At 55.9% G+C, this 18,923-nt stretch carries 22 protein-coding genes and 2 tRNA genes; 15 read left to right on the plus strand and 9 right to left on the minus strand.

Annotation, left to right across the window (positions count from 1 at the left end; all coding sequences use genetic code 11):
* Positions 1-12 precede the first annotated feature (12 nt).
* Positions 13-648 (minus strand): HTH-type transcriptional regulator RutR, encoded by a 636-nt coding sequence (rutR, locus tag PanJK_RS03230; protein ID WP_265297123.1) that lies wholly within the window; start codon positions 646-648, stop codon positions 13-15.
* Positions 649-955: 307 nt separating this feature from the next.
* Here rutR and rutA point away from each other — a divergent pair, with 307 nt between their 5' ends.
* Genes rutA through rutG form a run of 6 tightly spaced genes read left to right on the plus strand, consistent with a single transcriptional unit; the run spans position 956 to position 5,906 of the window.
* Positions 956-2,047 (plus strand): pyrimidine utilization protein A, encoded by a 1,092-nt coding sequence (gene rutA / locus PanJK_RS03235; protein WP_265297124.1) that lies wholly within the window; start codon positions 956-958, stop codon positions 2,045-2,047.
* The gene (gene rutB / locus PanJK_RS03240; protein ID WP_265297125.1) at positions 2,047-2,757 is read left to right on the plus strand and encodes a pyrimidine utilization protein B; all 711 of its coding nucleotides are present in this window, start codon (positions 2,047-2,049) and stop codon (positions 2,755-2,757) included. The genes rutA and rutB overlap by 1 nt, the downstream gene beginning before the upstream one ends.
* A gap of 42 nt (positions 2,758-2,799) precedes the next feature.
* Positions 2,800-3,195, plus strand: coding sequence for a pyrimidine utilization protein C (rutC, locus tag PanJK_RS03245; protein ID WP_265297126.1), 396 nt, complete (start codon positions 2,800-2,802; stop codon positions 3,193-3,195).
* On the plus strand, positions 3,195-3,998 hold the full coding sequence (rutD, locus tag PanJK_RS03250) for a pyrimidine utilization protein D (protein WP_265297128.1): 804 nt from the start codon (positions 3,195-3,197) through the stop codon (positions 3,996-3,998). The genes rutC and rutD overlap by 1 nt, the downstream gene beginning before the upstream one ends.
* 15 nt (positions 3,999-4,013) lie before the next feature.
* The gene (gene rutF / locus PanJK_RS03255) at positions 4,014-4,535 is read left to right on the plus strand and encodes an NADH-dependent FMN reductase RutF (protein WP_265297129.1); all 522 of its coding nucleotides are present in this window, start codon (positions 4,014-4,016) and stop codon (positions 4,533-4,535) included.
* Positions 4,536-4,580: 45 nt separating this feature from the next.
* Entirely contained in the window at positions 4,581-5,906 is a 1,326-nt protein-coding gene (gene rutG, locus PanJK_RS03260) for a pyrimidine utilization transport protein G (RefSeq protein ID WP_265297130.1), read from the plus strand.
* On the opposite strand, the gene PanJK_RS03265 is transcribed toward rutG, so the two are convergent.
* Both PanJK_RS03265 and PanJK_RS03270 read right to left on the minus strand, forming a co-directional pair.
* Positions 5,903-6,817, minus strand: coding sequence for a DMT family transporter (locus PanJK_RS03265; protein WP_256696133.1), 915 nt, complete (start codon positions 6,815-6,817; stop codon positions 5,903-5,905). The two genes, rutG and PanJK_RS03265, sit on opposite strands and share 4 nt — an antisense overlap.
* Before the next feature lie 109 nt (positions 6,818-6,926).
* The gene (locus PanJK_RS03270) at positions 6,927-7,091 is read right to left on the minus strand and encodes a general stress protein (protein WP_061717065.1); all 165 of its coding nucleotides are present in this window, start codon (positions 7,089-7,091) and stop codon (positions 6,927-6,929) included.
* A 297-nt stretch (positions 7,092-7,388) separates the two neighbouring features.
* On the opposite strand from PanJK_RS03270, the gene wrbA reads away from it, so the two are divergent.
* The 3 genes from wrbA to PanJK_RS03285 are packed head-to-tail and all read left to right on the plus strand — an operon-like array spanning position 7,389 to position 9,670.
* Entirely contained in the window at positions 7,389-7,988 is a 600-nt protein-coding gene (gene wrbA, locus PanJK_RS03275) for an NAD(P)H:quinone oxidoreductase (RefSeq protein WP_256696132.1), read from the plus strand.
* A gap of 21 nt (positions 7,989-8,009) precedes the next feature.
* Positions 8,010-8,240, plus strand: a complete 231-nt coding sequence (locus PanJK_RS03280) for a YccJ family protein (RefSeq protein ID WP_007887329.1) — start codon at positions 8,010-8,012, stop codon at positions 8,238-8,240.
* A gap of 56 nt (positions 8,241-8,296) precedes the next feature.
* Entirely contained in the window at positions 8,297-9,670 is a 1,374-nt protein-coding gene (locus PanJK_RS03285; RefSeq protein WP_265297131.1) for an NAD-dependent succinate-semialdehyde dehydrogenase, read from the plus strand.
* Positions 9,671-9,724: 54 nt separating this feature from the next.
* Here PanJK_RS03285 and agp read toward each other — a convergent pair whose 3' ends face one another.
* The 3 genes from agp to PanJK_RS03300 all read right to left on the minus strand — a co-directional run bounded on the left by agp (position 9,725) and on the right by PanJK_RS03300 (position 11,811).
* Complete coding sequence (agp, locus tag PanJK_RS03290) at positions 9,725-11,341, minus strand: bifunctional glucose-1-phosphatase/inositol phosphatase (RefSeq protein ID WP_265297132.1); 1,617 nt, start codon at positions 11,339-11,341, stop codon at positions 9,725-9,727.
* Between the two features lie 257 nt (positions 11,342-11,598).
* A tRNA-Ser gene (locus PanJK_RS03295) sits at positions 11,599-11,686 on the minus strand.
* A 37-nt stretch (positions 11,687-11,723) separates the two neighbouring features.
* Positions 11,724-11,811: transfer RNA gene (locus PanJK_RS03300), tRNA-Ser, on the minus strand.
* A 222-nt stretch (positions 11,812-12,033) separates the two neighbouring features.
* Between PanJK_RS03300 and yccA the strand changes: the two genes are divergently transcribed.
* Both yccA and tusE read left to right on the plus strand, forming a co-directional pair.
* Positions 12,034-12,687, plus strand: coding sequence for an FtsH protease modulator YccA (gene yccA, locus PanJK_RS03305; protein ID WP_007887332.1), 654 nt, complete (start codon positions 12,034-12,036; stop codon positions 12,685-12,687).
* A 98-nt stretch (positions 12,688-12,785) separates the two neighbouring features.
* On the plus strand, positions 12,786-13,112 hold the full coding sequence (gene tusE, locus PanJK_RS03310; RefSeq protein WP_061717573.1) for a sulfurtransferase TusE: 327 nt from the start codon (positions 12,786-12,788) through the stop codon (positions 13,110-13,112).
* Here the strand turns inward: tusE and yccX are convergent, their stop codons facing one another.
* Positions 13,113-13,391, minus strand: a complete 279-nt coding sequence (yccX, locus tag PanJK_RS03315) for an acylphosphatase (protein WP_265297133.1) — start codon at positions 13,389-13,391, stop codon at positions 13,113-13,115.
* Between the two features lie 85 nt (positions 13,392-13,476).
* Between yccX and rlmI the strand changes: the two genes are divergently transcribed.
* On the plus strand, positions 13,477-14,667 hold the full coding sequence (rlmI, locus tag PanJK_RS03320) for a 23S rRNA (cytosine(1962)-C(5))-methyltransferase RlmI (protein ID WP_256696128.1): 1,191 nt from the start codon (positions 13,477-13,479) through the stop codon (positions 14,665-14,667).
* Between the two features lie 59 nt (positions 14,668-14,726).
* On the plus strand, positions 14,727-15,044 hold the full coding sequence (hspQ, locus tag PanJK_RS03325) for a heat shock protein HspQ (RefSeq protein ID WP_008101422.1): 318 nt from the start codon (positions 14,727-14,729) through the stop codon (positions 15,042-15,044).
* Positions 15,045-15,076: 32 nt separating this feature from the next.
* Here hspQ and PanJK_RS03330 read toward each other — a convergent pair whose 3' ends face one another.
* Positions 15,077-15,490, minus strand: coding sequence for a CoA-binding protein (locus PanJK_RS03330; RefSeq protein WP_256696127.1), 414 nt, complete (start codon positions 15,488-15,490; stop codon positions 15,077-15,079).
* A 177-nt stretch (positions 15,491-15,667) separates the two neighbouring features.
* On the opposite strand from PanJK_RS03330, the gene PanJK_RS03335 reads away from it, so the two are divergent.
* Positions 15,668-16,294 (plus strand): DUF2057 family protein, encoded by a 627-nt coding sequence (locus tag PanJK_RS03335; protein WP_256696126.1) that lies wholly within the window; start codon positions 15,668-15,670, stop codon positions 16,292-16,294.
* A 68-nt stretch (positions 16,295-16,362) separates the two neighbouring features.
* Positions 16,363-16,824, plus strand: coding sequence for a methylglyoxal synthase (locus PanJK_RS03340; protein ID WP_061717079.1), 462 nt, complete (start codon positions 16,363-16,365; stop codon positions 16,822-16,824).
* A 3-nt stretch (positions 16,825-16,827) separates the two neighbouring features.
* Here the strand turns inward: PanJK_RS03340 and helD are convergent, their stop codons facing one another.
* A complete protein-coding gene (gene helD / locus PanJK_RS03345; RefSeq protein ID WP_265297134.1) occupies positions 16,828-18,882 on the minus strand; it encodes a DNA helicase IV in 2,055 nt (684 codons plus the stop codon).
* Positions 18,883-18,923: the final 41 nt, after the last annotated feature.

Genomic DNA, 18,923 nt, shown 5'->3' on the forward strand with positions numbered 1-18,923 from the left:
GAACCAGCGGGATCAGCGCACGCGGATCCCTTCAATAATCATGCGTTGCACATTTTCCAGCGTCTGTTCAAAGAACGCCGCATCGTTCAACGTCTGACCGGTAATCGCTTCCACCTGCGAGGCGAAATCCGCATAGTGCTGCGTGGTCGCCCACAGCAGGAAAAACAGGTGCTGTGGCTGCACGCCCGCCAGCCGCCCTTCGGCGATCCACTGCTCGATAATCGCTGCCTTCTCATCCACCAGCGCTTTTAAATCACCGGCCAGTTCACCTTTGAGCAGCGGCGCGCCTTGCAACATCTCAAGGCAGAACAACCGCGAAGCTTGTGGATGATCGCGCGAGACTTCCAGTTTGAGGCGAATGTATTGACGAATGGCCGTCAGCGGATCGTGATCGTGCTGCAGCGCACGCAACGGCGCCAGCCACACATCAAGAATCTCTTTTAAAACCGCCACATACAGCACTTCTTTCGATGGATAGTAATACAGCAGATTGGTTTTCGAGACATCGGCGCGCTCCGCCACTTTATCCAGGCTGGTACCGTGAATGCCGTATTGCGAGAAGAAGGCTAATGCCGCTTCCAGAATGGCTGTCCGCTTAGCGGCGACCGCACGCGAACGGCGTCCCGGTTTTTTTTCATCGCTTTTCACACTGTTACCTTTTCCGTCCTGCGTGAACGCATCATAACAAAGGCCTTCTTTCCTGCCTAATCGCCCGCCTGCACCTTTTTTGACCATGTCGCGCATGAAAAACGTGCAAAACGTTTTGACCAAACGGTCTAAATTGGACCAATCACTCCAGTTTACAAACATCGCTACTTTTAACACATTGTTATTTAAGTCTTTTGAAAATGTGGCACAGCCTTTGCAATTTTGTGATGGAGCGCCGCCCGCAGGATGCGTGCAGGAAGCAGCGCAGCGCGTGAAGCAGTCCCCGTCTAATGCAGAGAGGTTTCACATGAAAATTGGCGTCTTTATCCCGATTGGTAATAACGGCTGGCTGATCTCCACCCATGCACCGCAATACAAACCGACTTTTGAACTGAACAAACAGATCGTGCTGAAAGCAGAGCATTATCATTTCGACTTTGCCCTTTCGATGATCAAGCTGCGCGGCTTTGGCGGTAAAACCGAGTTTTGGGATCACAACCTCGAATCCTTCACGCTGATGGCGGGACTCGCGGCGGTGACCTCACGCATTGAGATTTACGCCACCGCCGCCACGCTCACCTTACCGCCCGCGATTGTGGCGCGTATGGCGTCCACCATTGATTCCATCTCCAATGGCCGCTTCGGCGTCAACCTCGTTACCGGCTGGCAGAAACCCGAGTACGAGCAGATGGGCTTATGGCCGGGCGATGCCTACTTCTCCAGTCGTTACGAATACCTGACCGAATACGTCACCGTGCTGCGCGATCTGTGGGGCACCGGCCAAAGCGACTTCAAAGGCGAGTTCTTTACCATGAACGATTGCCGCGTCAGCCCACAGCCGCAGAAACCGATGAAAGTGATTTGCGCCGGCCAGAGCGATGCGGGCATGGCGTTCTCGGCGCAGCATGCCGATTACAACTTCTGCTTTGGCAAAGGCGTCAACACGCCAACCGCCTTCGCGCCAACCGCCGCGCGTATGAAGCAGGCTGCTGATAAAGCGGGCCGCGACGTCGGTTCTTATGTGCTGTTTATGATCATTGCCGCCGAGAGCGACGAAGCTGCACGCGCCAAATGGGAGCACTACAAAGCCGGTGCCGATGAAGAGGCGCTCGCCTGGCTCACCACACAAAGTCAGCAGGACACCAAATCCGGTAGCGACACCAACGTGCGCCAGATGGCCGATCCGACCTCCGCCGTCAACATCAACATGGGCACGCTGGTGGGTTCTTACGCCAATGTGGCACGAATGTTGGATGAGGTTGCTTTAGTCGATGGTACGCAAGGCGTGTTGCTCACCTTTGACGACTTCCTGCAAGGCATCGAAGATTTCGGTGAACGTATTCAGCCCTTAATGCAGTGTCGCCACGATTTAATCGCATCCCAGCAGGAGGTTGCCTGATGAGTACCGTTGTTTGCGCCCACACCTCAACGTTACCGAACGTCACCTTGCCGGCGCGCCCGGAAGCCATCGCGCTGCCGCCCGCGCAAAGTGCGCTGATTGTGGTGGATATGCAAAACGCCTACGCCACGCAAGGCGGCTATCTCGATCTGGCGGGCTTTGACGTCTCCGCCACCAAACCGGTGATTGCCAAAATCCTTCAGGCGGTCACCGCCGCGCGTGCCGCCGGGATGCAGATCATCTGGTTCCAGAACGGTTGGGATGACCAATACGTTGAAGCCGGTGACGCGGGATCCCCGAACTTCCACAAATCCAACGCGCTGAAAACCATGCGCAAGCGCCCGGAGTTACAGGGCACGCTGCTGTCGAAAGGCGGCTGGGATTATGCGCTGGTCGATGAACTGGTGCCGCAGGAAGGCGATATCGTGCTGCCGAAACCGCGTTACAGCGGCTTTTTCAACACTTCGCTCGACAGCATGCTGCGCAGCCGTGGCATTCGCCATCTGGTGTTTACCGGCATTGCTACCAACGTCTGCGTGGAATCGACGCTGCGAGACGGCTTCTTCCTGGAGTATTTCGGCGTGGTGCTGGAGGACGCGACCTATCAGGCAGGCCCGGCGTTTGCGCAGCAGGCAGCCATTTTCAACATTGAAACGTTTTTTGGCTGGGTCAGCGATACCGACACGTTCTGCGAAACGTTGAAAAGCTAACGCCTCAATTCACCTGCACATCAATAAGAAGAGGATTTCGCCATGCCTAAAAGTGTCATTATTCCGCCCGGCAGCGGTACGCCAATCGCGCCATTCGTGCCCGGCACCTTAGCTGACGGTATTGTGTACGTCTCCGGCACCTTGCCGTTCGATGCCAACAACAATGTGGTGCACATCGGTGATGCCGCCGCGCAAACGCGTCACGTGCTGGAGACCATCAAAAAGGTGATTGAAACCGCTGGCGGCACCATGGACGACGTGACCTTCAACTCGATTTTTCTCACCGACTGGAGCAACTACGCGGCGATTAACCAGATCTACGCCGAATACTTCCCCGGCGATAAACCGGCACGCTTCTGCATTCAGTGCGGCTTAGTGAAACCGGATGCGCTGATTGAAATTGCTACCGTTGCGCATATCGGCAAACAGGAGGCGTGATGCATCTGGAGATTCAGGGGTTAACCGCTGAAGATGCGCCGACGCTGGTGCTCGCCTCCGGTTTGGGCGGCGTCGCCGGTTTCTGGCAGCCGCAGCTGGCGGCGCTGACGCCGCATTATCGCGTGGTGACCTACGATCAGCGCGGCACCGGCCGCAGCGCAGATACGCTGCCGGACGGCTACAGCATGGCGATGATGGCAGCAGAACTGGCGGAGGCACTGGAACAACACGGCATCCAGCGTTACGACATTATCGGCCATGCGTTGGGCGGCTTAATCGGCCTGCAGCTGGCGCTGGACTTCCCGCAGCGCGTGGGCCGCGTGGTGGTGATCAACGGCTGGCTTTCGCTGGATGCGCACACGCAACGCTGCTTCCAGGTACGTCAGGATCTGCTGATGAACGTCGGCGTCGAAGCCTTTGTGCGTGCACAGCCGCTGTTCCTCTATCCCGCTGAATGGCTGGCGCGCAATCAGGAGCGCATTAACGCGGAAGATGCACACCATGTCGCCCATTTCCAGGGCATGGAAAACCTGCTGCGCCGCTTGCATGCGCTAAAGAGCGCGGATTTCCGGCCACAGGTGGCGCGCATCACCCAGCCAGTATTAGCGATTTGCAGCCAGGACGATCTGCTGGTGCCGTGGAGCTGCTCACCGCAGCTGGCGCAGACGCTGCCCAACGGCAGCCTGATTGAGATGGCCTGGGGTGGACATGCGATGAGCGTCACCGATGCCGACAACTTTAACGCGCTGCTGCTGCGCTGGCTGGCCGACACGGCTGCGCCTGCTCAGCGTGCGGCCAGCTAATCACAGGAGCAGCCAATGAGCGTGCATGAACTGCCGGTTTTACCCGCTGTAGAACGCGATGCATTTCGCAACGCGATGGCGTGCTTAGGCGCAGCGGTCAATATCATCACCACCGACGGCCCCGCCGGACGCGCCGGTTTTACCGCCTCGGCGGTGTGCAGCGTCACCGATTCGCCGCCGACGCTGTTGGTTTGTCTTAATCGCTCAGCGTCGGTGTGGCCGATTTTCCGTGACAACGGTTATCTGTGCGTCAACACACTTGCCGCTGGGCATGAAGAACTCTCGACGCTGTTTGGCGGCAAAACGCCAATGGCAGACCGCTTTGCCGCCGCTGACTGGCACACGCTGGCCAGCGGTTCACCGCTGTTAGACGGCGCGCTGGTGTCGTTTGATTGCAAAGTGGCGCAAGTAGTCAGCGTAGGCACGCACGACATTCTTTTTTGCGAAGTGCAGGCGCTGGTACGCAATGATGAAACCCACGGTCTGGCATGGTTTGACCGTGGCTATCATCACCTTTTACGGCAGGACGCCCGCTAACGCCGCCTTGTGCGGACGGTTTTCACTGACACCCTGGAGATGACGATGGCGAGTTCCTGGTTCCCCCGCTGGCAGAAAAAGTCAGCCTTGACCGATGATGGGCTGATTGCGCCGGACGAAACGCTGCCGTTTGCGCAGACGGTCGTCCTTGGCCTGCAGCATGCTGTGGCAATGTTTGGCGCAACGGTGCTGATGCCGTTGCTAATGGGACTGGACCCCAATCTGGCGATTCTGGTTTCGGGCATCGGTACGCTGCTGTTCTTCCTGATCACCGGCGGACGCGTACCCAGCTATCTCGGATCCAGCGCGGCGTTTGTCGGCGTAATCATTGCGGTAACCGGCTTTAACGGCCAGGGACTCAACCCCAATCTGGCGCTGGCGCTGGGCGGCGTGATCGCCTGCGGCGCGCTCTATACCGTGATTGGCCTGATCGTGATGAAAGTCGGCACCGGTTGGATCGAGCGTCTGATGCCGCCGGTAGTAACGGGCGCGGTGGTGATGGCAATTGGTCTGAACCTGGCACCGATTGCGGTGCACGGTGTTTCCGGATCGATGTTCGACAGCTGGGTGGCGGTGATGACGGTGCTGTGCATTGGTCTGGTGGCGGTGTTCACGCGCGGTATGATCCAGCGCCTGCTGATTCTGGTCGGCCTGATTGTCGCGTGGGCGATCTACGCGCTGCTGACCAACGTGATGGGCTTTGGCAAACCGGTAAATTTCAGCGGCCTTGCCAACGCGCCGTGGTTTGGCCTGCCGCACACCACCGCTCCGATCTTTGATATGCAGGCCATCGTGATGATCGCGCCGGTAGCGATCATTCTGGTGGCGGAAAACCTTGGCCACATCAAAGCCGTAGCGGGCATGACCGGACGCAATCTCGATCCCTGGATGGGCCGCGCCTTTGTTGGCGATGGCCTGGCAACCATGCTGTCGGGCTCAATCGGCGGCAGCGGCGTCACGACCTACGCGGAAAATATTGGCGTGATGGCGGTAACCAAAGTCTATTCCACGCTGGCCTTCGTGGCCGCTGCAGCGATCGCTTTGGTGCTCGGCTTCTCACCGAAATTTGGCGCGCTGATTCACACCATTCCCGGTCCGGTGATTGGTGGCGCATCGATTGTGGTGTTTGGGTTGATTGCGGTGGCCGGCGCACGCATCTGGGTGCAGAACCACGTGGATTTCAATCAGAATGGCAATTTGATCATGGTAGCGACCACGCTGGTGCTCGGCGCGGGTGATTTTGCTCTGAAGATTGGCAGCTTCACCATCGGCGGCATTGGCACTGCCACCTTTGGTGCCATCATCCTGAACGCCATTTTACAACGTCGCGGCGCCGCACTGGCGAACCAGACGGCACGGCAACATCCTTAAGGTTCCAGCGGTGCCTGATCGGGCACCGCTTTCTTGCGACGAAGACGCAGTTCGCTGACGATCACCCCACAAACAATCAATGCCGCGCCCAGCAGCGCCGCCGCAGGTAAACGCTCACCCGCCAAACGTCCCACTACGCCCGCCCACACCGGTTCACCGGCGTAAATCACTGTGGCACGCGTCGGCGACACGCTGCGTTGCGCCCAGTTCATCGTCACCTGAATTAAGGCACTGGCTGCGCCCAAACCCAACGCGCTCAACAGAAGCGGCGTTGACAGAGCAGGAACCGATTCGCCATTCGGGATCATCAGAACAAAGGCACAGGCCGATGCCACCATCAGCTGAATCAGCGTGACGCGGCGCACATCAACCTGTCCGGCATAGCGGCTGATCAGGATGATCTCTGCCGCGATCGCCAGCGTACTCAGCAACGTGGCGATTTCACCGGCGTTCAGCGTCAAACTGCCATCCTGCGGACCGGCCACCAGCACTAAACCGGTAAACGCCAGCAAAATGCCCAGCCACGCCATTAATCCCGGCGGACGACGCAGGAATAACCACTGCAGCAGCGGCACCACCGGCACATACAGCGCGGTAATGAATGCCGACTGGCTGCTGGAAATGGTTTGCATGCCCCAGGTTTGCAGACCGTAGCCGCCGGCAATCGACAACCCGATCAACGCACCAGCTTTAATTTCCAGCCAGGTCACCTGCTTGAGATAACGACGGAAGAAAAAGGCCAGCAGCAGCGATGCCGTGGCAAAACGTAATCCGACAAAGAAGAATGGACCGGAATGCGCCATCGCGCGGTGTACCACCAAAAAGGTGCCGCCCCAAACCATGGTAATAAAAATGAGCACCAGCTCCTGACGCGAAATACGCAGGCTGAGACGAGAAGAGGAAGCGGACATAACGCACCAGAATAATCAGTTGGCGGTCAGTTTGCTCAGAGAGCGGGGAAATTGCAATGCTTGTTACCGCCGGGCGAACCCGGCGGCCGGGGATCAACGGGCAGTCGCGCTATTTCTTGCCGCGGCTGCGTCCCCCTTTTTCTCCGGCTACAGAAGCGCGCTGTGGGTCGTTTCTGAAATTACCCCCGCTGTTTTTGCCGCCTTTGCGACCCGCTTCTGCGGCCCTTTCACGGTCCTCTGCGAAATTGCCTGATCCTCCACGATGTTCGGCCATCATTTCCTCCAGGGATTGAGCGTTCAGGTTAGGGGCTGATCACGATGCTGCCGTGAAGAGCACGGCGGCGGATATCCCGCACGCCTGATTAAAGAATAGACAACGCAACGCTGAAATGAGCCTGATATTCATAATTTGAAACAGATAATCCACTCATTTCACTGCGAAAAACCAAATTTACCGCCGCGTTACAAGCAGTTAGCCGACACTTATTGGCGCCTGCTTAACCTCTATACAGCAGCCTGCGCAGGCTCTTCTATACTTCTGATTACTCATCACCCCAGCAGGATGAAAACTATGGCAAAGATTTTGGTGCTCTATTATTCGATGTACGGACATATTGAAACCATGGCGCAAGCCGTGGCCGACGGTGCAAAGAGCGTGAGTGGCGCGGAAGTCACGATATTACGCGTGCCGGAAAGCATGGATGCCGAGCGTTTCGCTCAGGTTGGCGGCAAAGTGAATCAGGCTGCGCCTGAAGCGAAGCCGGAAGATTTGCCGCAGTACGATGCCATCATCGTTGGCACTCCCACGCGTTTCGGCAACATGGCGGGCCAGATGCGTAACTTCTGGGATCGCACTGGCGGTCTGTGGGCTTCGGGCGCGCTGTACGGCAAAATCGCCAGCGTTTTTGCCTCCACCGGCACCGGCGGCGGCCAGGAACAAACCATCACCTCCGTCTGGACCACCCTCGCCCACCACGGCATGGTGATCGTTCCTATCGGTTATGGCACTAAAGAACTTTTCGACATTTCTCACGTACGCGGCGGAACGCCTTACGGCGCGACTACGCTGGCGGGCGGAGATGGATCACGTCAACCTTCGGCGGAAGAACTGGATATTGCCCGTTATCAGGGCCAACACGTCGCCGGACTGGCGGTTAAGCTACAGGGATAAAATCCACAACAGGAGACCTTCATGACAACAGAACAGTCGAAAGAGCATCATGTGGGCGAATGGGCATCACTGCGCCACACTTCACGCGAAATCGCTGAAGCCATTTTTGAGGTAGCCAACTACGACGAACGTTTAGCCGAGCAGATCTGGAGCCAGCAAGGCAGCGATGAAGTACTGATTCGCGCCTTCAAAAAGACCGACCAGGATGTTCTGACCTGGGACGACAAAACGGTCGAGCGCAAAAACGTTTGAGTGACAGGCGGGCATTGTCCCGCCTTTGTTACCTTTACATCACCAAGGAGCCTTGTATGTCTGCCTATCAAAGTATCAATCCAGCCAATAACCAACTGCTAAAAGCGTGGAACGAGCACGATGATGCCTATGCACAACAGGCGCTGAAAACCGCAGATGCGCTTTATCATTCCGCGTGGAGTAAAGGCGATATTCAGCCGCGTTTGCAGGTGCTGCACCGTTTAGCCGACCTGATCGACCAACGCGTCGAAGAGCTGGCGACCATCGCCAGTAAAGAGATGGGCAAGTTAATTGGGCAAAGTCGCGGTGAAGTGAAAATCTGTTCGCAGATCGCCCGCTACTACGCGGAACATGCCGCGACCTTTTTACAGCCACAACCCTACGCCAGCGATGTGGGCGATGCCTGGCTTGAATATCATCCGATTGGCGTGATTGTCGCGGTTGAACCGTGGAACTTCCCTTACTATCAGCTGATGCGCGTGCTGGCGCCAAACCTGGCGCTGGGCAATCCGGTACTTGCAAAACACGCCAACATCGTGCCGCACTGCGCCGATGTATTTGAGAAATTGGTGGAAGAAGCCGGGGCGCCAAAAGGCGCGTGGACCAACTTGTTTATCTCTACCGATCAGGTTGCGGATCTGATCGCCGATCCACGTGTGCAAGGTGTGGCGCTGACCGGTTCCGAACGCGCCGGTAGCGCCGTGGCGGAACAGGCCGGTAAACATCTGAAGAAATCGACGCTGGAACTGGGCGGTAACGATGTGTTTGTGGTGCTGGACGATGCCGATATCGATGAAGCGGTACGTCAGGGCGCGCAAGCTCGCCTCAGCAACTGCGGCCAGGTCTGTACCGCCGCCAAGCGCTTTATACTGCACGAGAAAATTGCCGATACGTTTATGGCCAAATTCAGCGCGGCTCTGCAATCGGCCACGCCGGGCGATCCGCTCGACGAGAAGACCACGCTCGGTCCGCTCTCTTCTAAAGATGCGCGCGATCGTTTAGTGAAACAGGTTGATGAAGCAGTGAAAAATGGCGCGCGCGTGGAATTTGGTGGACGCGCCATTGATGGCGTCGGCTGCTATTACCAGCCAACGGTGCTTACCGGTCTGACGCCAGATAATCCGGCTTACTATCAGGAATTTTTTGGCCCGGTGGCGCAGGTGTATGTGGTGGCGGACGATCGTGCCGCTGTGGCGCTGGCGAATGATTCAAATTACGGCCTTGGCGGTTCGGTCTGGACCAAAGATATTGCGCGCGGACGCAAGATGGCGTCGCAGATTGAAACGGGCATGGTGTTCATCAATTCGCAGAGCGATACCTCAGCAGAGCTGCCGTTTGGTGGCGTGAAACGTTCGGGTTACGGACGTGAGTTGTCGGATTTGGGTATTAAAGAGTTCGCCAACCAAAAATTGGTTGTGGTTGCCCGTTAAGTTCACAGGCATAAAAAAACCCCGCTTCGGCGGGGTTTTGTTTTTTCAGCAAACTCAGTTGCTGGTCGCCGCCTTGGCCGGCTCTTCTGGCTTGGCTGGCGTCGCATCGGCTTGTGCTTTCTGTGCAGCTGCCGCATCGGCCTTGGCTTTGTCATCCGCTGCTTTCTGGGCAGTGGCTTTCTCGGCTTTGGCTTTCTCGTCAGCGGCTTTCTGCGCAGCCGCTTTATCCGCCTTCACTTTCTCTTCAGCCGCTTTCGCGTCTGCAGCCTTCTGTGCTGCGGCCTTATCCGCTGCTGCTTTGTCTGCAGCCGCTTTATCGGTAGCGGCCTGATCGGCTTTCTGCTTAGCATCGTCTGCGGCTGGTGCGGCGGCAGACGATGCTGGCTGTTCTGCCGCAGCCGGCGCAGCAGCAGGCTGCAGTGGCGTGCCTTGCAGAGCGCCATTCAGCGCGCCGGTGAATTGATCCCAGCTGCAGTAGCCGTTGGCATCCGTTTCACAGCCTGCCAGTTGCAGCGTGACGCGCTTCGGCGGATTTTTCAGGCTCAGCACGTCGGCATCGCGCAGCTGATCGGCCGTTTGATAGACGTACTCGATTTTCAGCAGATCTTTGTTGTTCTTCACATCGTGCCAGCGTTCGAATACCACCTGACCGCCAATTGGCGTTTTCTCATCGTTGCCCGGCAGTTCATAAGGCTTAACCTGCAGCGCGCTGAGTAAGGAGGCAATGTTGGAATCATGACCGACCATCAGCGTCACTTTTGGCGCGTTGGCTTTGTCCTGATCGACTAACTGGCTGCGGATGTAATCCACCAGCGGTGCGGCCACTTCGCGCGCCACTTCAGGAGAGGCGAACAGCGCATCCTGATAACCGTTTTTGATCGACGCCAGCTCTTTCCACTGCTCAGGCGTTTTGATCTGGCCCCAGGCAACCTGATCGGCCGGGAAACCTTCGTAATATTGCAGCGTGAACGCATCCACCAGCGAGTTGCCGATTTTCAGCGGACCGCTTACGTTTGGCTCTTTACCGTTATCCGCGCTGAAGGTGTTATCGCCGCTGCTCAAATCACACTGCTTTTTGCCGTTACAGGCCGGGGCAGATTTGTAATCGACGATTTTTTCCAGATGCTGGAAAGCAGGCTTCAGTGCCAGTTTTTCATTGGCGGCGGTCATCGCAGCCAACGCTTTCTTGTTGAATTCCTCGCTGCCGTCGGTGACGACCGGATTGAAGATAGGATCCATGGTGCCCATCGCATCCTGATGCGTTACCGCGATATCACAGCCTGGGAAGGCGCCAGTGATAAAGTACTGCGCGGTCGCCACGGTGCGCTGCAGGCTGTTGGCGTAGACAAAGATGTTGCTGCTTTCCGGGCAAGTACCGTTCTGGACTAAGCCCTGCTGTGCCAGCCACTGACGGGTGTAATTCCCCATGTAGACTTCCAGCACGCCACCTTTGGTGGTGAGCTCACCGCCCGCGACATCCCACTGCGGCCAGCTCTTCCTGGTGGATTGTTCCAGTACGCTGCCGTTATTGGCGAGCGGCGCACGCAGGTTATGACGGCTTAACATCAGCACCTGCTGGAGTTGCATATCTCCATCCGCAGCATAGGCGGACATGCCCATCGGGAGCGCAGCGATGACTGACAACGCGCAAAGACTCAGTTTCTTGATCATTGTGCCTATTCCATAATTCATCAGTGAAACACTCTGGCTTTCAAACGATTAGCCCGCCAAAGAGCGAATTACCGCACAGTGTAACTCAGCTTGCATCGGAAAATCGCCAAATGTTTGCAAAAAACCGTGCATGGAATATAGCAGTAAACGCGCCTGGCGTTGGGCAAGGGCAGCAGATTGAAAAGCAACGCGATGTTTTTCGGAATCTGTGAACGTAGAAAAGCAAAAAGCCCGCATTTCTGCGGGCTTCTTTAATATGGCGGAGGAACAGAGATTCGAACTCTGGGATGGTTTCCCATCGACGGTTTTCAAGACCGTTGCCTTAAGCCACTCGGCCATCCCTCCGGGGATTTTTTGTTGCGTCATCTCTCAGCAAGAGAGATGGCGGAGGAGGAGAGATTCGAACTCTCGGATGGTTTCCCATCGACGGTTTTCAAGACCGTTGCCTTAAGCCACTCGGCCACCCCTCCGCAATGAGGCGCACTATAAACATCCCCCATAACGATGTAAAGCCTGCAATGAATCGTTCGGCTGAAAAACAGCCAAATTCTATTTTTTTGGCGTCAATTTCGCCATTCTGCTCAGTGAAACAGCAATTTATCGCGTAAAGATGGGTAAAACGCCTTTTCTGTCTTTCAGGCGCTGCGTATCCTCGTGCCATATTTGGTGTTTCTCTCTTTAAGGAGCGCGTGATGGAAAGAATTTTTAGCTCGTCGCAGCAGTCGTTAGTCAGCACCCACAAGGTGCTGCGCAATACTTATCTGTTACTTGGCTTTACGCTGGCCTTCTCGGCGGTTACCGCCACACTGAGCACCGTGTTTGCATTGCCTTCGCCGGGTCTGATTCTGATGCTGGTGGGCTTTTATGGTTTGATGTTCCTGACGCATAAACTGGCTAACAGCCCAGCAGGTATTCTGGCCGCCTTCGCCTTTACCGGTTTTCTCGGTTACTGCCTTGGCCCAATCCTCAGTTCGTTCCTCACTGCGGGCATGGGTGATGTGATCGCCATGGCCTTGGGCGGCACGGCGCTGGTATTTTTCGGTTGCTCAGCCTATGTACTGACCACGCGCCGCGATATGTCATTCCTGAGCGGCATGATGATGGCGGGCTTTGTGGTGCTGCTGGTGGCGGTAGTTGCCAACATCTTCCTGCAACTGCCTGCGCTGCATCTGGCGATTAGCGCCCTGTTCATTCTGTTCTCTGCCGGTGCCATTCTGTGGGAAACCAGCAACATCATTCACGGCGGCGAAACCAACTACATTCGCGCCACCGTGAGTCTGTATGTCTCGCTGTATAACATCTTTGTTAGCCTGTTGAGCCTGCTGGGCTTCGCTAACCGCGATTAAGATGCCGTAACCGTTATCAAACCCCGCTTCGGCGGGGTTTTTGCTTTTTATGGCTGGGCGAATTTACAATGTGTGGATTAACGCAATGAGGAATGACTGTGAATTTTGCCGGTAAAGAGATTGCCACCGATGCGGAAGGCTATTTGAAAAATAGCGCTGACTGGAGCGAACCGCTGGCCGCCGCCATTGCGGAGCAAGAGGCGATCGTGATGAGTGAAGCGCACTGGGAAGTGGTGCACTTTGTGCGCGCGTTTTATCAGGAATTTAATACCTCGCCGGCGGTACGCATGCTGGTGAAAGCCATGGCGCAAAAGTATGGGGAGGAGAAAGGCAACAGCCGCTATCTGTTCCGCCTGTTTCCGGAAGGCCCAGCGAAGCAAGCGACCAAAATTGCCGGATTGCCGAAACCGGCCAAGTGTTTGTAATCAGCCAGTGGTGAATCGGGTAGGCACTTCCCTGGGCTGATGTGGCTCCACCAGCACTTTGTCCACGCGCGCGCTACGCGGCCCACCTGCTTTTAGCCAACTGATCAATTCATCGACCTGCTGCGCTTCACCGGACGCCAGCACTTCAACGCTGCCGTCCGCCAGATTGTGCGCATAACCGTTAAGATTCAACTCTCTGGCCTGCGCTTGCGTGTGGTAGCGAAACCCCACGCCCTGCACGATGCCATGTACCCAAATTTTGCAGCATGTGGTTGCCATTGCGTTCTCCCATCACCTTGCGTTGCAATTTGCCGCCATCCGCCGGAAAATGGCGCCTCATTTTTTCAGGTAAGCATAGCAAACTATGACCGTTCGATTGATTCTCGCAAAGGGACGTGAAAAATCCCTGCTCCGCCGCCATCCGTGGGTGTTTTCTGGTGCCGTTGCACGTATGGAAGGTAAAGCCCAGTCTGGTGAAACCATTGATGTCTGTGACAGCAATGGCAAATGGCTGGCTCGCGCCGCGTATTCTCCGCAATCACAAATTCGCGCACGCGTCTGGAGCTGGCAACAGGATGAGTCAATTGACATCACCTTCTTCGTGCGCCGCTTTGAGCAAGCGCAGCTGTGGCGTGACTGGCTGGCAAAACGTGACGGGCTGGACAGCTATCGCCTGATTGCCGGTGAGTCCGATGGCATGCCGGGCGTTACCATCGATCGCTTCGGTAACTTCCTGGTGCTGCAGCTGTTATCTGCGGGTGCCGAGTATCAACGTCCAGCCATCGTTTCAGCTTTGCAGCAGTGCTTCCCGGATTGCGCTATTTACGATCGCTCAGACGTGGCGGTGCGTAAAAAAGAGGGACTGGAGCTGGCGCAAGGCGCAGTTTCGGGTGAACTGCCGCCACCGCTGCTGCCGATTACCGAACACGGTATGAAGCTATTGGTGGATATTCAGGGCGGCCATAAAACCGGTTATTACCTTGATCAGCGTGACAGCCGTTTTGCCACGCGTGGCTACGCAGAGAATGCACGCGTGCTGAACTGCTTCTCTTACACCGGCGGATTTGCGGTTTCGGCCTTGATGGGCGGCTGCCGTGAAGTGATCAGCGTTGATACTTCGCAGGACGCACTCGACGTGGCGAAACAGAATGTTGAGCTTAATGGTCTGGATGTGTCGCGCGCCCAGTTCGTGCGTGACGATGTGTTCAAGCTGCTGCGTCGTTATCGCGACAGCGGCGAGAAGTTCGACCTGATCGTCATGGATCCGCCGAAATTCGTTGAGAACAAGAACCAGTTGATGGGCGCGTGTCGCGGCTATAAAGACATCAACATGCTGGCTATTCAGCTGTTGAATCCCGGCGGCGTGTTGCTGACCTTCTCCTGTTCTGGCCTGATGCCGACCGATTTGTTCCAGAAAATCATCGCGGATGCCGCCGTTGATGCCGGTCGTGATGTACAATTTATTGAGCAGTTCCGTCAGGCAGCCGACCATCCAGTGATCGCCAGCTATCCTGAAGGGCTTTATCTGAAAGGTTTTGCCTGCCGCGTGCTGTGACTTGAAAACGCTGTCCCTGCCTCCATATTGGTAACAGGGCAGTCTTTTGGGAGGTCACAATGATTACGACTAAATTTGGAATTGGACAGCAGGTCCGACATCGTCTCTCCGGGGTGCTCGGCGTTATCGTGGATGTCGATCCGGAGTTTTCGCTTGATGAGCCAGAAGTTGATGATGTCGCTGCCAGCGAAACGCTGCGCGCCGCGCCCTGGTATCATGTAGTGATGGAAGATGAAGAAGGCGATCAGGTGCATACCTACGTGGCGGAAGTTCAGCTGGCGGGAGAAACCTCCTTTGAACATCCCGAACAACCTTCAATGGATGAGCTGGCCGCGTCAATTCGGCAGCAGCTGCAGGCACCCAGCCTGCGACATTAATGACAACGGCGACTCAGGTCGCCGTTTTTGTTTTAGCGCGTGATACCCAGTCGCGGAATTTCAATCTTTGGACAGCGATCCATCACGACGGTCATACCCGCGTCCTGCGCCAGCACCGCCGCTTGCTCATTAATCACGCCCAGCTGTAACCACAACGTGTCTGCACCGATGGCAATCGCTTCCTGCGCTACCCCCCACGCCGCTTCGGCATTGCGAAACACATCCACCATATCCACTTTTCCAGGAACATCCGCCAGCGTGGCATAAGCGGTTTGACCAAGAAGTTGTTGACCCGCCAGTTTAGGGCTCACTGGAATCACGTCGTATCCCTGATCGAGCAAGTATTTCATCACGCCATAGCTTGGGCGGTCGGGGCGATCGCTGGCGCCTACTAATGCGATACGTTTGGTTTTAATCAGCACATCGCGAATCGTTTGATCATTCATCTTTTTTCTCCTGGTTCATTCGCTTAAGTGTAGTTGGCATTGCGCATTAGGCTGCAACTGCCGGGCACGAGAACTTTGCACAGCAGCACGAATAAATATGTAAAAATGTAAATTTACTGCCATAATGTAATACTTTGCTACACATAATCGATTTACCCCCTTCTGCCGGGAGTTGAAATGAAGCTGTCTTTAACTGCTACGGGTTTACTGCTGTTGCTCGTATCAGCCTCATGCCAGGCCATCACTCTCAAGCTCGATCCCGAGATAGAACTGCTGGTGCTGGACGGGCGTAAAATCTCTGGCTCGCTGCTGAAAGGCGCCGGTAGCCTTGAGCTGGAGCGTGGGCAGCATCAGTTTCTGTTTCGTGTAGAAAAACCGGGCGCTGACGCCGCGCACTTTCAATCCGTGCCGATGATTGTCACTTTTAACGCTAACGCCCATTCGGTGGCGATTCGTTTGCCCGCGCTCAATAATCGCCGCGAACGCACCACCTTCGACAAAACGCTCAACTTCCAGCTGATTGATGAACGTGGCATGGAGATCACCAGCCTGCGCGACCATTTGCCGAAGGAAAGTGATAACGATTTCGAAAAGGCGATGGTGAATTATAATCGTGATGCCCACGCCGCTTCGGTTCCACGTTTTGCCTTGCATTCGCTGAGCGTAAGCGAGGCGCAATTGGATATGGATTACGCCTGGCAGGACGTTAGCGATCTTCCCTCTTTGCAAGTCTGGTTTAAGCGTTTTGATGCTGCCACACGTCTGCGTTTTATTAGCTGGATGAAAACCTTACGCACAAGTTGATAGTGATGAAACGCCAGGGGTAAACTCCTGCATTAACACATAATGCATGAGAAGAAACAGGAAGCCCTATGGAGCAGACCGTTCGTACCCTTCAGGTTCAGAAACATATCGCCCTCGTTGCACACGATCACTGCAAAGCCTCGCTGCTTGAGTGGGTGCAAATCAACCAAAGCACGCTGCAGCAGCATGTGCTTTACGCTACCGGCACCACCGGCAATCTGATTAATCGTCATACGGGATTAGACGTTAACGCCATGCTGAGCGGCCCGATGGGCGGCGATCAGCAAGTGGGCGCGTTGATTTCGGAAGGCAAAATTGATGTACTGATTTTCTTCTGGGACCCGCTGAATGCGGTGCCGCACGATCCGGATGTCAAAGCACTGCTGCGCCTTGCTACGGTGTGGAATATCCCGGTGGCCAATAACCGCACCACCGCAGATTTTATTATTCAGTCACCGAAATTTGCCCAGCAGATTGAGATTCAGATTCCAGATTATCAGCGTTATCTCGCCGAACGTCTGAAACCCTAATCATCAGGCCTTACGGCTTTGCGGCACCCCCAACTCGCGCAGGTGTTCGACAAATACCGAAGGCCGATCTTTATCGAACATTAGCCATACCTGCTGGCGCGCGCGCGTCATCGCCACATACGCCAGCCGCCGCTCCTCCGCATCCGGGAAATCTTCCGGCTGCGGCAGCAAACCCTGTTCCATGATGGATTCTCGCGCTTCTGCCGGAAAACCGTCGCGTCCCTGATGCAGCCCCAACACAATGACGAAATCCGCCTGTTGGCCTTTGCTGGCATGAATGGTCATAAAATCCAGCTGTAACTTTGGCCAGCGCGTTTTGGCTTTATCAAGGATTGACGGGCGCAAATGGTGGTAACGCGCCAGCAGCAGCACGCGCTCATCGGATTTGGCATAGCCGCTCAGTTTATCGAACAGCGCTTCCAGTTGCTCCTGCGGCAGCAAGGTCACCGATTTTTTATTGCCCTTGCTCAAGCTGTTTAGCGGCTTGCGCAGCTGATGCGGGTTTTGCTGCACAAACCTATTGGCAATCTCACCAATGCGATCGTTAAAGCGATAAGTGGTATCCAGCACACAGCGATCGCCATCACCGAAATAGTGATGGAAAGCGGTGGTCAGGCTCATTTCAGCACCGCTGAAACGATAGATTGCCTGCCAGTCATCGCCCACCGCGTAAAGGCTGGTACGCTTGTTTTGCTGACGCAGCGCCGTCAACAAAGCAGCTCGCTGCGGCGAGATATCCTGAAATTCATCGACCAGAATATGCTTCCACGGGCTGATAAAGCGCCCTTTGTCCAGAATGGCAATCGCCTGATGAATCAGCCCTGAGAAATCGACCGCGCCCTCCTCTTTCAGCGCGCTTTTCCACGCTTTAAGCAGTGGCGCCATCAGTTTGACGCGTTTGCTGAAGTTATCGCGCTGTGCTTCTGCCACATCCGCGATCATGGCCGCCTGTGCGCCGCCGTGCATGCGCATCAAACCCAGCCAGCGCTCCATACGCGAAGTGATACGCTGCGCCAGTTTGTCATCCTGCCAAAACGGACCTTCGGGAATTTCCCACTCCAGCTCATCCTGCAACCACTGACGCCAGCCGCTGGCCTGCGCTTTTTTGCTGTTACACTGCTCACGCCACGTATCAATCAGCAGCTGTCGCCGCGCCTTGCTGTCGCTCTCCAGTTTGCTGATAACTGGTTGTTTGTTGCTGCCTTCGCGGATGATATGCAGCGCCAGCGCATGGAAGGTACGCGCCTGAATCGCGCTCTCGCCAAGACGCGTTTGAATGCGGTCATTCATCTCTTCTGCCGCCTGACGACCAAACGCCAGCAGCAGAATTTGATCCGGTTGCGCCAGTTTGCGTTTCAGCAACCAACCTGCGCGCGCCACCAGCACCGAGGTTTTGCCGCTGCCGGCACCCGCCAGCACCAGCAGCGCATCTTCGCCATTCACTACGGCTTCACATTGCGATGGATTGAGCGGCGTGGTTTCAACCGTGGAGAAGAATTCGTGATAATCGCTGAGGATCTTACTGGTCCATTCGCGATTGCGTTGGCGGATGGCTGTTTCACCCTGCTCCAGCCATTGCTGGCAAAATTCCCAGCGTTCACGACAGTTGTCAAACTCGGCAATACGCGCGAGAGGCAACGGCAAGGCAGAAAACTGGCGCGTAATGCTCTCTTTCACCGCGCTCAGCTCACTGCGTTTCAACCAGCGATCCTGCTGCGTAAAGGCGAGAATTTCCTGCTCCAGCGCGGCGAGCACCTCGGCGCTCACCTCGCTCATCTCCTCGCTCCACTGCTGCCAGGCGTGCTGCAAGAAGTGGAAAAAGCGCTGCGTTTCCTGCCATTCGGTGCCATGCAGGCGCACCACTTTCTCGTCTGGCAGCAGAAACTCCAGTTCGCCCCACACCATGCCGCGTTTGCAGGCAATGTTGAGCAACTGGTTAAACGGAATCAGATATTCATGGCGATCGCCACTGACTTCCACGCCGGCGGCCAGCAAGCGCACCCGATTATAGGGATGCTGTGCCAGACGTTTACCCATTGATGTTGCTTTCAGTTCCATGTCCGCACCGTCATGTGGAATTCGATATCGCGCAGTTTACC

The organism is Pantoea sp. JK, from assembly GCF_026130245.1.
In the GTDB taxonomy this organism is placed as follows: domain Bacteria; phylum Pseudomonadota; class Gammaproteobacteria; order Enterobacterales; family Enterobacteriaceae; genus Pantoea; species Pantoea trifolii.

Excerpts from the sequence above, each read along its gene's own strand:
- PanJK_RS03340 (WP_061717079.1), top strand. The coding sequence starts at position 16,363 with ATGGAGCAGACCGTTCGTACCCTTCAGGTTCAGAAACATATCGCCCTC.
- rutD (WP_265297128.1), top strand. The coding sequence starts at position 3,195 with ATGCATCTGGAGATTCAGGGGTTAACCGCTGAAGATGCGCCGACGCTG.
- PanJK_RS03330 (WP_256696127.1), bottom strand. The coding sequence starts at position 15,490 with ATGAATGATCAAACGATTCGCGATGTGCTGATTAAAACCAAACGTATC.
- rutB (WP_265297125.1), top strand. The coding sequence starts at position 2,047 with ATGAGTACCGTTGTTTGCGCCCACACCTCAACGTTACCGAACGTCACC.
- rlmI (WP_256696128.1), top strand. The coding sequence starts at position 13,477 with ATGACCGTTCGATTGATTCTCGCAAAGGGACGTGAAAAATCCCTGCTC.
- hspQ (WP_008101422.1), top strand. The coding sequence starts at position 14,727 with ATGATTACGACTAAATTTGGAATTGGACAGCAGGTCCGACATCGTCTC.
- PanJK_RS03270 (WP_061717065.1), bottom strand. The coding sequence starts at position 7,091 with ATGGCCGAACATCGTGGAGGATCAGGCAATTTCGCAGAGGACCGTGAA.
- wrbA (WP_256696132.1), top strand. The coding sequence starts at position 7,389 with ATGGCAAAGATTTTGGTGCTCTATTATTCGATGTACGGACATATTGAA.
- helD (WP_265297134.1), bottom strand. The coding sequence starts at position 18,882 with ATGGAACTGAAAGCAACATCAATGGGTAAACGTCTGGCACAGCATCCC.
- PanJK_RS03285 (WP_265297131.1), top strand. The coding sequence starts at position 8,297 with ATGTCTGCCTATCAAAGTATCAATCCAGCCAATAACCAACTGCTAAAA.
- rutC (WP_265297126.1), top strand. The coding sequence starts at position 2,800 with ATGCCTAAAAGTGTCATTATTCCGCCCGGCAGCGGTACGCCAATCGCG.
- PanJK_RS03265 (WP_256696133.1), bottom strand. The coding sequence starts at position 6,817 with ATGTCCGCTTCCTCTTCTCGTCTCAGCCTGCGTATTTCGCGTCAGGAG.
- rutG (WP_265297130.1), top strand. The coding sequence starts at position 4,581 with ATGGCGAGTTCCTGGTTCCCCCGCTGGCAGAAAAAGTCAGCCTTGACC.
- yccA (WP_007887332.1), top strand. The coding sequence starts at position 12,034 with ATGGAAAGAATTTTTAGCTCGTCGCAGCAGTCGTTAGTCAGCACCCAC.
- PanJK_RS03335 (WP_256696126.1), top strand. The coding sequence starts at position 15,668 with ATGAAGCTGTCTTTAACTGCTACGGGTTTACTGCTGTTGCTCGTATCA.
- rutF (WP_265297129.1), top strand. The coding sequence starts at position 4,014 with ATGAGCGTGCATGAACTGCCGGTTTTACCCGCTGTAGAACGCGATGCA.
- yccX (WP_265297133.1), bottom strand. The coding sequence starts at position 13,391 with ATGGCAACCACATGCTGCAAAATTTGGGTACATGGCATCGTGCAGGGC.
- PanJK_RS03280 (WP_007887329.1), top strand. The coding sequence starts at position 8,010 with ATGACAACAGAACAGTCGAAAGAGCATCATGTGGGCGAATGGGCATCA.
- rutA (WP_265297124.1), top strand. The coding sequence starts at position 956 with ATGAAAATTGGCGTCTTTATCCCGATTGGTAATAACGGCTGGCTGATC.
- agp (WP_265297132.1), bottom strand. The coding sequence starts at position 11,341 with ATGATCAAGAAACTGAGTCTTTGCGCGTTGTCAGTCATCGCTGCGCTC.